11 protein-coding genes are annotated in these 14415 nt (G+C 61.7%); 1 reads left to right on the forward strand and 10 read right to left on the reverse strand.

Annotation, left to right across the window (positions count from 1 at the left end):
• Positions 1 to 3 precede the first annotated feature (3 nt).
• Positions 4 to 630: a response regulator FixJ gene (gene fixJ / locus QNA11_RS17560; RefSeq protein ID WP_202072115.1), complete on the reverse strand. Its 627-nt coding sequence runs from the start codon at positions 628 to 630 to the stop codon at positions 4 to 6.
• Entirely contained in the window at positions 627 to 2126 is a 1500-nt protein-coding gene (locus QNA11_RS17565) for an ATP-binding protein (protein WP_283484004.1), read from the reverse strand. Before QNA11_RS17565 ends, fixJ begins: the two co-directional genes overlap by 4 nt.
• Positions 2127 to 2497: 371 nt before the next feature.
• On the opposite strand from QNA11_RS17565, the gene QNA11_RS17570 reads away from it, so the two are divergent.
• Entirely contained in the window at positions 2498 to 5695 is a 3198-nt protein-coding gene (locus tag QNA11_RS17570; protein WP_283484005.1) for a PAS domain S-box protein, read from the forward strand.
• 144 nt (positions 5696 to 5839) lie between these two features.
• Here the strand turns inward: QNA11_RS17570 and QNA11_RS17575 are convergent, their stop codons facing one another.
• From QNA11_RS17575 to rfbB, 8 genes are all read right to left on the reverse strand, one after another.
• Positions 5840 to 6322, reverse strand: a complete 483-nt coding sequence (locus QNA11_RS17575; RefSeq protein WP_283484006.1) for an MEKHLA domain-containing protein — start codon at positions 6320 to 6322, stop codon at positions 5840 to 5842.
• Positions 6323 to 6345: 23 nt separating this feature from the next.
• Positions 6346 to 7863, reverse strand: coding sequence for a SpoVR family protein (locus QNA11_RS17580; RefSeq protein ID WP_202072119.1), 1518 nt, complete (start codon positions 7861 to 7863; stop codon positions 6346 to 6348).
• Positions 7860 to 9152: a YeaH/YhbH family protein gene (locus QNA11_RS17585; protein WP_202072120.1), complete on the reverse strand. Its 1293-nt coding sequence runs from the start codon at positions 9150 to 9152 to the stop codon at positions 7860 to 7862. The genes QNA11_RS17580 and QNA11_RS17585 overlap by 4 nt, the downstream gene beginning before the upstream one ends.
• Before the next feature lie 45 nt (positions 9153 to 9197).
• Positions 9198 to 11141: a PrkA family serine protein kinase gene (locus tag QNA11_RS17590; RefSeq protein WP_283484007.1), complete on the reverse strand. Its 1944-nt coding sequence runs from the start codon at positions 11139 to 11141 to the stop codon at positions 9198 to 9200.
• Between the two features lie 296 nt (positions 11142 to 11437).
• Positions 11438 to 11725 (reverse strand): YMGG-like glycine zipper-containing protein, encoded by a 288-nt coding sequence (locus QNA11_RS17595; RefSeq protein ID WP_283484008.1) that lies wholly within the window; start codon positions 11723 to 11725, stop codon positions 11438 to 11440.
• 110 nt (positions 11726 to 11835) lie between these two features.
• On the reverse strand, positions 11836 to 12720 hold the full coding sequence (rfbA, locus tag QNA11_RS17600) for a glucose-1-phosphate thymidylyltransferase RfbA (RefSeq protein WP_283484009.1): 885 nt from the start codon (positions 12718 to 12720) through the stop codon (positions 11836 to 11838).
• A gap of 42 nt (positions 12721 to 12762) precedes the next feature.
• On the reverse strand, positions 12763 to 13317 hold the full coding sequence (gene rfbC, locus QNA11_RS17605) for a dTDP-4-dehydrorhamnose 3,5-epimerase (protein WP_283484010.1): 555 nt from the start codon (positions 13315 to 13317) through the stop codon (positions 12763 to 12765).
• A gap of 43 nt (positions 13318 to 13360) precedes the next feature.
• The gene (gene rfbB / locus QNA11_RS17610) at positions 13361 to 14413 is read right to left on the reverse strand and encodes a dTDP-glucose 4,6-dehydratase (RefSeq protein WP_283484011.1); all 1053 of its coding nucleotides are present in this window, start codon (positions 14411 to 14413) and stop codon (positions 13361 to 13363) included.
• Between the last annotated feature and the right edge of the window lie 2 nt (positions 14414 to 14415).

Raw genomic sequence — 14415 nt, forward strand, 5'->3', positions numbered from 1 at the left:
TGCTTATTCGGAGTCGGCCTTAGGCGGTTCGGCTGCGAGCGCCATCTTGACGAGCTCCGCTAGATTGCCGGCGCGCATCTTGGCCATGATATTGGCGCGGTGGACCTCGGCGGTGCGGATGCTGATGCCGAGATCATGGGCGATTACCTTGTTCGAGAGACCTTTCAGCAGACCGGCCAGAATTTCGTTTTCGCGCCGGGTGAGGGTCGCGAGCCGGTTCTTGATGGCGATCGACTCGCGCGAGCGCGATTCCTCGGCGTTACGGCGTTCCAGCGCGGCGTCGACGGCGGCGAGCAGGGCTTCATCCTCGAAAGGCTTTTCGAGGAGATCCACGGCTCCGAGCTTCATCGCCTCGACCGCCAAGGGCACATCCGCATGTGCGGTCAGGACGATGACCGGAATCGAAATCTTCTCTTCCTTCATCTTGGCGATAAGCTCGATGCCATTCATCTCCGGCATGCGAACGTCGGTGACCACACAGCCCTCGCCCTGGGCGGCGGCCGTCTTGAGAAAGGCCGGCGCAGAAGGATAGGCGTGGACCTTATAGCCTTCCGTGCTCAGCAGAAGCCCGACGGCGTCGCGCACGGCGGCGTCGTCGTCGATGACGTGAACGACCTTGTGACTATTCATGAATCGAGACCCGAGTCTTGCAAAGGCAATGTGAAGCTGAAGACGGCTCCGCCGCCGGCGTTCGGCATCGCCCATATGCGCCCATCGTGGGCCTCGATGATCGATTTCGAAATAGACAGCCCCACGCCCATTCCCCTCACTTTGGTCGTCGTAAACAAATCGAAACAGCCTTCTTCTGAGGAGTCCGGCAGCCCGCAACCTCTGTCGGCGACATCCACACGAATGGTCTTATCATCTGGATTGCTCGTCGCAATCAGGAGTTGAGCAATTTCGTTCAGTTGCATCGCTTCATTGGCGTTGTGCATCAAGCTGGCGAACACCTGCCCGAGCTGCGCCCGATCGGCCAAAATCCGGTCGTTTCTGGCGGCGCAGGAGAGGTCGATGACGAATCCGGCTGGCGCGCCGTCCGACAGGAACGCCTCGCGCGCCGCGGAGATAAGCGCGTGCATGCTCAGCAATGTCTTATCCGGTTCCTCGCGACGCACGAGGTCTTTCAAATTCAAAACGATACGCCCGGCCCGCAGCGTCTGCGCCGTCGCCTTGTCGAGAACAGCTAGAACATTGCTGCAATCTAGCTCCGATTTTTGCAGAAGACGCCGCGCGACGCGCATATAGGTGGCGCTTGCGGCGAGCGGCTGGTTGATCTCATGCGCGAGCGCCGCCGCGAGAGCGCCGATGGCGTCCAGGCGGCTGGCGTGCTGCGCGTCGACCTCTCGCTCCATGTTTCTGCGATCCGTCACGTCCGTTACAATGGCGACAAAAAGCCTGTTGCCGTCGAAATCCATTTCTTCGAGCGTGAACTCGGCTGGAAAACGCGCGCCGTTCTTGCGTCGGCCTTTGATTGCGGTTCGCTCTGTCATGTTAAGGCCAGGGGCGCGTCCAATCAAAGGAGATTTGAGGCCAGCGGGCAAATCGAAGAGGGTCTGCGCCGTCGCGCCGATTATCTCATCTGCGGGATAGGCGAACATCGCTGCGCCCGCGCGGTTCGCCGAAAGGATACGGCCTTCGCCATCCATTATCAGAACGCCGTCTTGCGCCGCGTCGATCGCCCCCGCACGCGGCCGGGGCTCCGTCTGCCACGCGAGCGGCGCAACAGCGGCAAGCGCGCTCCCCTTATCTTTGAATACGCAGCGAAAAATCCCGGTGAGGAGGCAAAGGGACGCGCAGCTCGCCAGGAAAAGCGCGAGTCCCATTTGCGCGCGATCGGAAGCGATGGGCGCGAACAAGAGATGGGCCAGGAATGCGCTCGCGAGCATTGCGAGAAGGCCGACAATCCATCCGCCCAGCAAAGCCGAGGCTTCTACCGCCAAGTAATAGGTTGCATAGGGAACGGCCTCTCCGAGGATCGGCTGAATCGCGAGGCGCAGCGCTGTCGCAATCGCCACCGCGAGCGTGGCGATCAGCAGCCGGACCGGCAAGGGCTGGGTAAAAGCCGAGGCGACGCTTCGCCCGTCTTTCGTGAGCCGCTGAAAAAAGTGACGGCCGCGCGTGCTCATCGGAGAAAGAGGCGCGCCGGCGCTGCGCGTTGCAAACAGCAGAGTGTGCCCGACCGCATGGTGAAAACCTCTCGATAAGCGCAAGGGTTTTGCTTGGAAACCGGTATTTTCGACGAACGGTGGCACTCTATCCCGGGTGTTGTCGCGCAAAAAGAGGCTTGCATGGTGGGGCGGTCGGATGCGGTCCTGACAGGCGCCACCTCGAAATTTCTGCGTAACGCCGACGGTTTTACACTACGCTGCTAGTTCCCCAAACTAAGGAAAAACACTTAGATGGGCGCATTGATCCTGCAATATCCGAAAGTTTAGGTGGCGCTTTTCTTTAAATCTCGGTTAGGCAATTGAAGCGCTATGAATTTAAGAAGGCACGGATGCGGCAAGCCGGAGCTCTCGATTTGATATTCCAGAAAAACGCTGTCGATAAGGGCGTGGCAATTGAAGCCGTTCTCGTCCCCTTTCTCGACCTGCTGCCTCAGGAATGCCTGGCCGTCGATCGATCGGGCGTTATCGTTGCGATAAACGAAAAATGGGCCCGCAATGCGACGCCCACCCTCCTTGGCGCTCCGGTGCAGATCGGCTGCAATCTCTTCGAGGCTTTCGGCGCTTCTCCACAAGGCTCGGACGGCCGCAGATTGCTCGACGGATTGGAGGCCATCGCCGGCGGAGCCGCCGGCGAGATCACGATCGAATATCTCGACGGCTCGGGGGAGGAGGGACAAGCTTTCGTCGTCGAAGCGAAACACTCGCCGCTGACCGAGGGCGGGGCGATCCTTACACGAAGCAGACACGCCGCTTCACTGGCCTGCGACGCCGCTGTGCGCGACAGCGAGGCGCAGTTCCGCGCGATGTTCGAGCGCGCCGGCGTTGGGATGGCGCAAGGCGATCTCGAAACAGGCCGGTTGCTGCGCGTCAATGAAACCTTGGCCAATATGCTCGGTTATGACATATCCGAGCTTGTCGGACGGCCCTTCGGCGACTTCACCTATCCTGACGACCGCGCGGGGCATTGGGAACGGCTCACTCGGATGAAACGCGGCGAAACCGCCGCATATGACGCCGAGAAGCGCTGCCTGCGCAAGGACGGCACGCATTTTTGGGCCAGGGTCACGGCGACCTCGATACGGACGCCGGGCAAGGAGAAGCCGAGCGCCGTGACCGTGGTTCAGGACATCAGCCTTCAAAGACAGGTCGAAGGCGCGCTCCGCAAAGGCGAGGAGCGCCAGGCCTTTCTGCTGAAATGCGCGGACGCGTTGCGCCAGATCGCTGACCCTCGAAAAATCCAGGAGACGGGTTGCAGGCTTCTCGCCGAGTATCTGCGAGTCGAGCGGGTTTTCTACGCGGATATAGAAGGCGAGGAGCTCGTCATTCGCAGTTCGGCGGGTGCGGGGCCCGGCGCCGGCAGGACGCCGATCGCGTCACTGGGCGAGGCGGCGCTTGCGGCGTTTCAGAGCGGAGAGGCTTTCGCCACTGAGGATATTTCAAGGGACGAACGTCTCAGCGCCTCAGAGAAGGAGCGCCTGCGATCGACAGGCGTCGCTGCATTGCTCTGCGCGGTGCTCACGAAGCAGGGGCAATGGGTCGGCGCCCTCTGCGCGCAGCATGGCGCGCCGCGCGCATGGACGCCTTTCGAGATCGCCTTGATTCAGGAAGTCGGAGAGCGTGTCTGGGCCGCTTGCGAACGCGCCCGCGCGCAGGAGGCGTTGCGCGAAAGTGAATTCCGCCTGCAGCTCGCTTTGAGTTCGGGCAACATCGGCATTTACGAATGGCGCATCGAAAGCGACGAGCTGATCTGGGACGATTGGCTGCGCAAGAAATGGAATTTGCCCGCCGGCGCTACGGTGAGCTACGCCCTGTTCCTGCAGGGCGTTCACGCCGCTGATCGCGAACGCGTGCAACACGCGGTGGAGCGCTCGCTCGATCCCGAAAGCGGCGGGAGTCTCTCTCTCGAATATCGTCTGGCGAGACCCGACCAAGCGGAGCGTTGGATCGCGACGACAGGCGCCGTGTTTTTCGAGAATGGTCGACCGATCCGCATGGTCGGCACCGCTCAGGACGTGACGGAACGAAAGCGCGCCGAGGCGGAGCGTCAAAAGTTCGTGTCGCTCGCCGAACAGAGCATGGAATTCATCGGCATTTGCAGCCTCGAATTCGAGCCGCTCTACATCAACCCCGCCGGCGCGAGACTGGTTGGCTTGGAGAGAGAGAAGGCGCCGCACACGCCCATTCAGGATTACTTCTTTCCCGAAGATCGCGCCTTCGTTTTCAACGAGTTTCACGCGTGCCTGATGCGCGACGACCACGCCAATGTCGAAATCCGCTTCCGCCACTTCAAGACCGGCGAAGCCTTGTGGATGCTTTATAACGTCTTCGTTCTGAGAGATGAGGCCGGCGCGCGGATCGGCCTCGCGACGGTGAGCCGTGACATAACGGCGCGTAAGCGCGCAGAGGATGCCCTCAAAGCCGCAGATCGACGGAAGGATGAATTCCTCGCGACTCTTGCGCATGAACTGCGCAATCCGCTGGCCCCCATTCGCAACGCCGTCCATATTCTACGCCACGACGTGGGGGAGACGACGAAGGGAAAACGCGATCTCACCCTGCTCTCGATGGTGGACCGGCAGGTCGAGCACCTTATTCGCCTCGTCGACGATCTGCTCGAGGTGTCGCGCATCACGCGCGGCAAGATCGAACTCAAGAAGCGCCGCATCGATCTTGGCGAGGTCTTACGGCATGCGATCGAGACGGCGCAGCCGATGATCGACGCCGGCGGCCACGAGCTGAAGGTCGAGCTGCCCAGCGCACCCATGGAGCTCGACGCCGATCCGGTGCGCCTGGCGCAGGTTTTCACCAACCTCCTCAACAATGCGGCGAAATACACGGAGCACGGCGGGATCATCGAGCTTGTCGCCGAGCGTCGCGGCAGGGAGGCGGCGATCGCCGTGCGCGACAGCGGCGTCGGCATACCGCCGGAAATGCTGCCGCGCGTTTTCGATCTCTTCACGCAGGTCGATCGCTCTCTGGGCCGCGCGCAAGGCGGTCTCGGGATCGGGCTCGCCCTGGTGAAAAGCCTGCTGCGATTGCATGGGGGAACCGTGGAGGCGCATAGCGACGGCCTGGGCCGCGGCAGCGTCTTCCTCGTGCGTCTGCCCATCGGCACAAATCAAAGTTCGGAGGCCCCTATGCCGGCGACGACCGGAGTTGAAGCGAGCGGCGCAAGGCGCATCCTTGTCATCGACGACGACCACGACGTCGCCGACAGCCTCGTGATGTTTCTGGAGACATTCGGCGCCGATGTGCGCGTCGCCTACAGCGGCCTAGACGGCGTCGAGGCTGTGAAGGCGTTCGAGCCCGAGCTGGTCTTCCTCGATCTCGGCATGCCGGGCATGGACGGATATGAGACCGCGCGGCGTATTCGCGCGCTGCCGAATAGCGCCCGCATCACGCTTGTCGCGCTGACGGGATGGGGGCAGGACCAGATACGGGACCGCGCCAGGGAAGCAGGCTTCGACCGCCAGCTCACCAAGCCCGCGGGGCTCGACGCGCTGCAGGACTTGCTGGGGTCTCTGTGATGAGCCCGAGCGAAGGAAACTCCCGCGCGTTGCGTTGCTGCTCTGGATTCCCGCTTTCGCGGGAATGACAGTCGGCGAGCTGCTATTTTCGTCATTGCGAGGCGCAAAGCGACGAAGCAATGACGATTCCCGAGCGTCAATCTCTCACAGAAAAGTCCATCGCGCGAAAGTCGCCGCCTGCCCGGCGGGATGGCCGGCGTCATCCGTCACGTTCCAAATCGTGGCGTTGGCGATATGGAAGCGGCGGCCGGTGGCGCTGATGCGCACGCCCTCATAGCCGTGCACAAAGCCGTCGCGCGCGGCTTGCGCCAAAAACTGCTCGCGCGCTTCCCTCAGCGGCGCTTCTGCGGTCAGACGCGACGGCGTCGCGATCAGTTGCGCTGGGGTCATCTCCCACAGCGCCAGCGCGACGCGATTGCCGTAGTTGAGGATAGGGTCCGCCTCGGTCCCATGCGAGACGACGACGAATGGCGCGGCAAGCAGGCGCTCGGCCTCCGCGCGCGCGTCGCCGCCGCGCGGCATGAGATCGCGGCCCGTGGCCTTGCGATAGGAATTGAGCAAATGCGCCGAATGCGAAATCCAGCGCTCCCAGAGGCCGGGCGGAAGTTCAGCGCGAAAGGTCGACATTTTCCCTCGTGAGGGCGCGCGCCTTACTGGTCGGGCGACGCCAGATGCGCCTTTAGCACTTCATTCGTCGTCGCGTCGACCTCTTCGAGCAGGACGTCATAGCCCCAGAGCAAAGTGAGATGGCGCAGGACCAGCGCGGCGTCGACGACGTCGAGCAGCTTCCCGGAAAAGACGCGGTGATGCAGCACGAGCTTGCGGGAGCCCGCGAGATCGACGTCGACGACCTGAATATCCGGCGCGTGCCGGCCGACCTCATATTCGGCGGCGAGGCCGCGCCTCAGATCGTGATAGCCGCGCTCATTGTGAATCTTTTCCACTTTGAGCTTCGGCGCGTCTTCCTCGTCGACGATGTGGAACAGCCGCCATTTGCGCATCAAATGTGGGCTGAGGAATTGCGCGATGAAGCTGTCGTCGCGGTAATTGGCCCAGACCTCCTTGAGCACCGCCATCTCATCCTTGCGGCCGGCAATCTCGGGGAACCACAGCCGATCCTCTTCGGTGGGCTCGCGCACGATGCGCGCAATATCGCACATCATGTCGAAGCCGAGCGCGTAAGGATTGACCCCACTATAGGAGGGATCATGCGCGGTCGGCTGTCGAATGGCGTTGCTGTGAGAATGGATGAATTCGAGGAAGCTGCCGTCGCTGATCTGCCCCTTCTCGTGCAGCCGGTTCATGATGCGGTAATGGCAGTAGGTCGCGCAGCCTTCGTTCATGACCTTGGTTTGCTGCTGCGGATAAAAATATTGCGCGATGAGGCGCACGATGCGCAACACCTCGCGCTGCCAGGGTTGCAGCCTGGGAGCGGTCTTTTCTAGGAAATAAAGGACGTTCTCCTGCGGGAGACGCAAGAGCGCGCGTTGGTGGTCAATGCTCTTTTTTGTCTTCTCGGCGCCGCGCGGCACGGTGCGCCAGAGATCGTCGTACAGCCGCTCGTGCTCCTCGCGGCGGTCGCGGTCGCGCCTTTCTTCGTCGGAAAGACTAATCGGCCGCTTGCGCGGATAGCGATCGACGCCTTGCGGCGCAAGCGCATGGGCGGAATCGAGAAGCCGCTCGACTTCCAGCTCGCCATAGCGCTCTTCGCAGGCTGCAATATAGTTCTTGGCGTAGGCGAGATAATCGAGAATGCCGGAGGCGTCCGTCCATTGGCGGAACTGGTAGTTGTTTTTGAAGAAGTGATTGTGGCCGAAGGCGGCGTGAGCGATCACCAGCGCCTGCATGGTGGCGCTGTTTTCCTCCATCACATAACTGATGCAAGGATTGGCGTTGATGACGATCTCATAGGCGAGGCCTTGCAGGCCGGCGCGATAGACCCCTTCATATTGAGCGAAGCGCTTGCCGAACGACCAATGCCGGTAGAGCAGCGGCATGCCGGTCGATGAATAGGCGTCCAGCATTTGCTCGGCCGTGATCACCTCGATCTGATTGGGGAAAGTATCGAGGCCGAGCTCGCCCTTGCCGACGACCTCGACGGCGTCGTGAATATGCTGGAGCGTCTCGAAGCTCCAGTCTTTTCCTGTGAAGAGAAGCGCATCGCTCATGTGGCGGGCTCCGCGCGCGCGCCTTCGCGGCGTTGGAACAGCTCGCGAAACACGGGGTAGATATGTTCGCGCCGGGAAACGCGGCGCATCTGGAAATTGCGCTCACTCGTCGCGAGCGGCGCATAGGCGTTCCACAGCGAGCTGCCGCCCACATAGGAGAGGGGAGAGCCCTCATGCGAGTTCGCGACTTCGAGATAGGCGAAATATTGGCAGAGCGGCAGGATCTTGTCCTGCAGCAGCTCACGCGTGCGCTGATTGTCGCTCATCATATTGTCGCCGTCGGACGCTTGCGCGCCGTAAATGTTCCAATTGGCCGGATCGAAACGGTCGGTGATGATGCGGTCCATCTCGGCGAGCGCCGACGAAACGATCGTGCCGCCGGTCTCGGTCGAGCGGAAGAACGTCTCCTCGTCGACCTCCTGTGCTTCGTCGGTATGTCTGATGAAGACGATCTCGACCCGCTCATAGCGGCGCGTGAGAAAGACATGCAGCAGCATGAAGAAGCGCTTGGCGAGATCCTTCATATGCTCCGTCATCGAGCCGGAGACGTCCATGAGGCAGAACATCACCGCCTGCGCCACCGGCTTGGGAAAGCGCTCGAAATGCCGGTAGCGCAGATCGACGGGGTCCAGAAAGGGGATGCGCATCCGCCGCGCGCGCACGGCGCGCAATCTTTCGTCCATGACGTCGAGCGAGTCGCTTTCCTTTGCCCCGGCAATCTCCTCTTCGAGCTGTTCGACCGTCGCGCGCGGCGGCCGACCCATGGCGATGCGCCTCGCGAGCGACATTCGCATGGTGCGGCCAAGCGCGAGATTGGCCGGCGTGCCGCTCGTCGAATAGCCGGCGCGGCGCGAGCCGAGCTTCTGCGCGTCGACAAGACCGCGCTTGGCGAAATCCGGCAGCTCCAGATCGTCGAGAAAGATGCTGAGAAATTCCTCGCGCGTGAGCACGAATCTGAAGGCGTCCTCCTGGCCGTTGCCGCGCCCCGGCTCCGAGCCGCCGCCGCCGCCTTCGCCTGTCGGCCGGTCGATGAGGTCGCCTTCGATATATTCGCGGTTTCCCGGCAGGATATAGTCGCGGCGTTCGCCGCGCGTATGCCGAAACATCGGCTCGCGCGCGCCGTCCGCCGGCACGGTCACTTCCTGCGCGTTTTCCAGATCTTCGATTGCGCGTTCGCGGCTTGCTTCACGAACCGCGCGCTCGACTGTGTCTCGGACACGGCGAAGAAAACGCTGACGGTTCGAGAAGCTTTTGCCCCCTGGATTGAGCCGGCGATCGACGATGCGCATCTCTTCCTTCACGATCCTTGCAAGCGCGTCGCCGGCAAAACCCTATCAGCCTGCCTGCTTTACGCGCATGTACCATTCGACCAGGCGCCGCACCTGCCGCTCGGTGTAGCCGCGAGCGACCATGCGGCTAACAAACTCTGTATGCTTGCTTTCTGTTTCGTTGTCTTTCTTCGTTCCGAAACTGATGACCGGCAAGAGGTCTTCCACTTGGGAGAACATTCTCTTTTCGATCACGTCACGGATCTTTTCGTAGCTTGCCCAGGACGGGTTGCGCCCCTTGTTCGAGGCGCGCCAGCGCAGCGCGAATTTGACCACCTCGTTGCGGAAGTCCTTGGGATTGGCGATGCCGGCCGGCTTTTCGATTTTTGTTAGTTCCTGATTCAACAGCTCGCGGTCGAGCATCTGTCCGGTGTCGGGATCCTTGAAATCCAGGTCCTCAATCCAAGCGTCTGCATAATCGATGTAGCGGTCGAAAAGATTCTGGCCATAGTCCTGATAAGATTCGAGATATGCTTTTTGAATTTCCTTGCCGATAAATTCCGCGTAGCGCGGTGCAAGTTCGCCTTTAATGAACTCAATATACCGCTTCTCCGTCTCGGCGGGAAGCTGTTCGCGCCGCAGCGCCTGCTCCAGCACATACATGAGATGAACGGGATCAGCCGCAACCTCGACAGTATCGTGGTTGAAGGTCGCCGCGAGCACCTTGAAGGCGAAGCGCGTCGAAAGACCGGTCATGCCTTCGTCGACGCCCGCCGCCTCCCGATACTCCAGAATGCTGCGCGCGCGCGGGTCCACCTCGCGCAGGCTTTCGCCGTCATAGACGCGCATCTTCGAGAAGAGGTTGGAGTTCTCGTGCGGGCTCAGGCGCGACAGCACGATGAAGCGCGCCAGCATCTCCAGCGTGTTGGGCGCGCAGGCGGCGTTCGCCAGCTCGGATTCGCGCAGCAGCTTCTCATAGATGCGCTGCTCCTCCGTCACGCGCAGGCAATAGGGAACCTTGATGACGTAGATGCGGTCGATGAAGGCTTCATTGTTGCGGTTGGATTTGAAGCTTTGCCACTCGGCCTCGTTCGAATGGGCGAGGACGATGCCCGAGAAGGGGATCGCGCCGATATTCTCCGTGCCGATGTAATTGCCCTCCTGCGTCGCGGTGAGCAGGGGGTGGAGCATCTTGATGGGCGCCTTGAACATCTCGACGAATTCGAGAAGGCCCTGATTGGCGCGGTTCAGGCCGCCGGAATAATTATAGGCGTCCGGATCGGCCTGCGCATGCGCCTCGAGCTTGCGAATATCCACCTTGCCGACAAGCGAGGAGATGTCCTGATTATTCTCGTCGCCTGGCTCTGTCTTGGCGATTGCGATCTGGCGCAGGCGCGAGGGCGCGAGCTTGGCGACGGTGAAGCGCGTGATGTCGCCATTGAATTCATCGAGCCGCTTCAGGCACCACGGGCTCATGATCGAGCCGAGGCGGCGCCGCGGGATGCCGTAACGCTCTTCGAGGAGGGGGCCGGCTTCGGCGGGATCGAAGAGCGACAGCGGGCTTTCGAAGACCGGGCTGAGCTCGGAGCCCGCCTTCAGCACATAGATCGGGTTGGCTTCCATCAGCGCCTTGAGGCGCTCCGCGAGCGACGACTTGCCGCCGCCGACGGGCCCGAGCAGATAGAGGATTTGCTTGCGCTCCTCCAGCCCCTGCGCCGCGTGGCGGAAGAAGCTGACGATGCGTTCGATCGTCTCTTCCATGCCGTAGAATTCGGCGAAGGCCGGATAGACCCGAATGGTGCGGTTCATGAAAATCCGGCCGAGACGCGGGTCTCTCGACGTATCGACGAGCTCGGGCTCGCCGATGGCGGCCAGGATACGCTCGGCGGCGCTCGCGTAGGTCTGTGGATTGCCCCGGCAAAGCTGGAGATAGGACTCGAGCGACATCTCTGCCGCCTGACGTTCTCTATAGAAGTGAACGAAATCTGCGAAGACGTCGGTGTTCGCCATAGATGGGCCCCCTGAGCATGGACGCGGGATGATGCGCGTTCCAACAGAAGGTACCTGAGCAAGCTGGCGCTGATTTCAATATGAGACAGAGCGATAAGACATGAGGGCGCCAGTCTCTTGGCGCAGCGCCCGGCGGTTGGGCGGGATGGGTCTATCGTTGTCGAATGAGGCTATGTGACTGTTTGGGCAGCGCCGCCCGTGGCCCGCGCGCGCCTTTCGCCTGTGTTTAAGGCTCCCAAAAGCTCTGTAAGATCGTTTGGCTGCGGCCCGGCGCTCGAGCCGGGCCGCGAAGTGGCTCAGTAGTAGTAGCGCGGACGGCGGTAATAATGCCGCGGCTGCGGCGCCGTGGCGGCGCCGACGAGCGCGCCGCCAGCCGCGCCGATGGCCGCGCCGGCAAGCGTCGGACCAGCCATGCCGCCCGAGGCCAGCGCGCCAATGCCCGCGCCGCCCAGACCGCCAATGAGACCGCCGCCGAGCGCGCGTTCGCCGGGGGTATAGCAGCCATAGAGCGGCAGCGCCCCCATCAGGACGGCGGCGACGAGAAAAGCCTTCTTGGCCGGGGGGCGGAGAGCGATGTTTTGCATTGGAAGACCTTTTTTTAGGATCGTTGAATGATTCGCCTCCGGCGAGGCGGCGCCTTCAGCGTAGCCCCTAAAAAACCGACGTTTACGCCATTACGATGGCGGGGCCGGCCTCAGCCCCGCGAGCCTTCCGCGTCCTTGAGAACCTGAAGAAGATAGGCGCCGTAGCCGCTCTTTAAGAGGCGCGCGGCGGCTTCGCGCATCTCCTGCACGCCGATCCAGCCGTTTTGGAAGGCGATCTCCTCCAGGCAGGCGATCCGTTGGCCCTGCCGTTGTTCGACCGCCTGCACATATTGCGCCGCTTCGAGCAGGGAGGCGGGCGTGCCGGTGTCCAGCCAGGCGAAGCCGCGGCCCAGTCGCTCCACATTCAGCGCGCCGGCGTCGAGATAGACGCGGTTGAGATCGGTTATCTCCAGTTCTCCGCGCGCCGAGGGTTTCAGCGAGGCGGCATATTCCGGCGCGCGACGGTCGTAAAAATAAAGCCCGGTCACCGCCCAGTTGGATTTCGGCGTCGCGGGCTTTTCTTCGAGCGATGCGGCTTTTTTGTCCGGCCCGAATTCGACCACGCCATAGCGCTCGGGGTCCTTCACATGATAGGCGAAAACCGTCGCGCCGTCCTTGCGCGCCGCCGCGGCGGCGAGCGTATTCGTCAGGCCGTGGCCATAAAAAATATTATCGCCGAGGACGAGCGCGGAATTATGTCCTTCGACGAAGGGCGCGCCTATCGTGTAGGCTTGGGCGAGTCCCTCCGGGCGCGGCTGCTCGGCATAAGATAGTGATACGCCCCATTGCGCGCCCGAGCCGAGCAGGCGCTTGAACGCGGGAAGATCGTCCGGCGTCGAAATCACCAATATCTCGCGCGCGCCTGCGAGCATGAGCACCGATAGCGGATAATAGACCATCGGCTTGTCGTAGACAGGCAGTAATTGCTTCGACGCCGCCAGCGTCATGGGATGGAGCCTGGTGCCGGAGCCCCCGGCAAGAATGATTCCGCGCATGGCGCCCCTCAAAATTGTTGGAACCGGCCGAAAACCAGCCACTTACTCGAAAGCGTCCGTAAGATCGCGCAGACGCGGCCATTGCTTATCTTTTTCGGAAAGAAGGGCGCCGCCGGGCGGCAATGGCCAATCGATGCCGAGATCCGGATCGTCATAGGCGAGACCGCGATCATTCGCAGCCGAATAGAGCGCCGTGACCTTGTATTGCACCTCGGCGTCCGGCTCCAATGTGACGAAGCCATGGGCGAATCCGACCGGCACGAAAAGCTGTCGCCAATTTTCCGCGGAGAGTTCGACGGCGACATGCTTGCCGAAGGTCGGGGATGAGCGGCGGATGTCCACCGCGACATCGAGGATGCGGCCGCGCGTGACGCGGATCAGCTTGTCTTGCGCGAAAGGGTGCGTCTGGAAATGCAAGCCGCGCAGCGTGCCAACAGGGGCGGAGAAGGAGTGGTTGTCCTGGACGAAAGTGTAGTTCAGCCCGGCTTTTTTCCACTCGGATTCCTTGTAAACCTCCGAGAAAAAACCGCGCGCGTCGCCATGCTTCTTCGGTGTGACGATTAAGACTGCGGGAATGTCGGTGGCCTGAAATTGCATGACGCTCTCGATGGGTTTTAATGACCGGAGGATGGGCGTTCCGCTAAGCTGTGAGGCCGAGCCGCTCGCCCCGATATTTGCCGGAGCGTATCGCCTGCCACCAGGATGGATTGTCCAGATACCACTGCACGGTTTTGCGTAGGCCCGTCTCGAACGTCTCGGTCGGACGCCACCTAAGCTCGCGCTCGATCTTGGAGCAGTCAATGGCGTAGCGAAGGTCGTGTCCAGGACGATCCGTTACGAATGTGATGAGATTGCGGTAGGAGCCATTGCCGCTCGGCCGCAGCTCGTCGAGAATGTCGCAGATGGCGTTGACCACCTCGATGTTGGTTCGCTCATTGCGTCCGCCGACGTTGTACGACTCGCCGACGGCGCCTTTGCGCGCGACCAGCATCAGCGCCGCGGCGTGGTCCTCGACGAAGAGCCAGTCGCGGATATTTTCGCCGCGTCCATAGACAGGAAGCGGTTTGCCTTCGATTGCGTTCAGGATGGTGAGTGGAATGAGTTTTTCAGGGAAATGATAGGGGCCATAATTGTTGGAGCAGTTGGTGACGATTGTCGGAAGGCCATAGGTTTCGCGCCAGGCGCGAACAAGGTGATCGGAGCCGGCTTTCGACGCCGAATAAGGCGAGTTTGGCGCGTAGGGCGTGTCCTCCCGGAAAAAGCCTTCCTTGCCCAGCGCGCCGAAAACCTCATCGGTCGAAATATGCATGAAGCGAAATGCCGCCGATTTCTCCTTCGGGAGACTGCGCCAGTAATCCAGCGCCGCCGCGAGCATTGTGAACGTGCCCACGACATTCGTTTCAATGAAGGCGGCGGGGCCGTCGATAGAGCGATCGACATGGCTCTCGGCCGCGAGATGCATCACGACGTCTGGCTGAAATTCAGCTAACGACTGCGCAACTGCGGCGCGGTTGCAAATATCCGCGTGGCGGAACGAATATCTTGGGTCATCCGCAATTGGCGCCAGGGAATCGAGATTGCCTGCATAGGTCAATTTGTCGAAAACGAGAATCTCGTCGGATGTCTGCGAAATGAATCGTCTTGCGACCGCCGAGCCAATGAAGCCGGCTCCGCCGGTGATGAGCACGCGCATTC

The sequence above is a fragment of the Methylocystis sp. JR02 genome (genome assembly GCF_030063565.1).
GTDB classification, from domain to species: domain Bacteria; phylum Pseudomonadota; class Alphaproteobacteria; order Rhizobiales; family Beijerinckiaceae; genus Methylocystis; species Methylocystis iwaonis.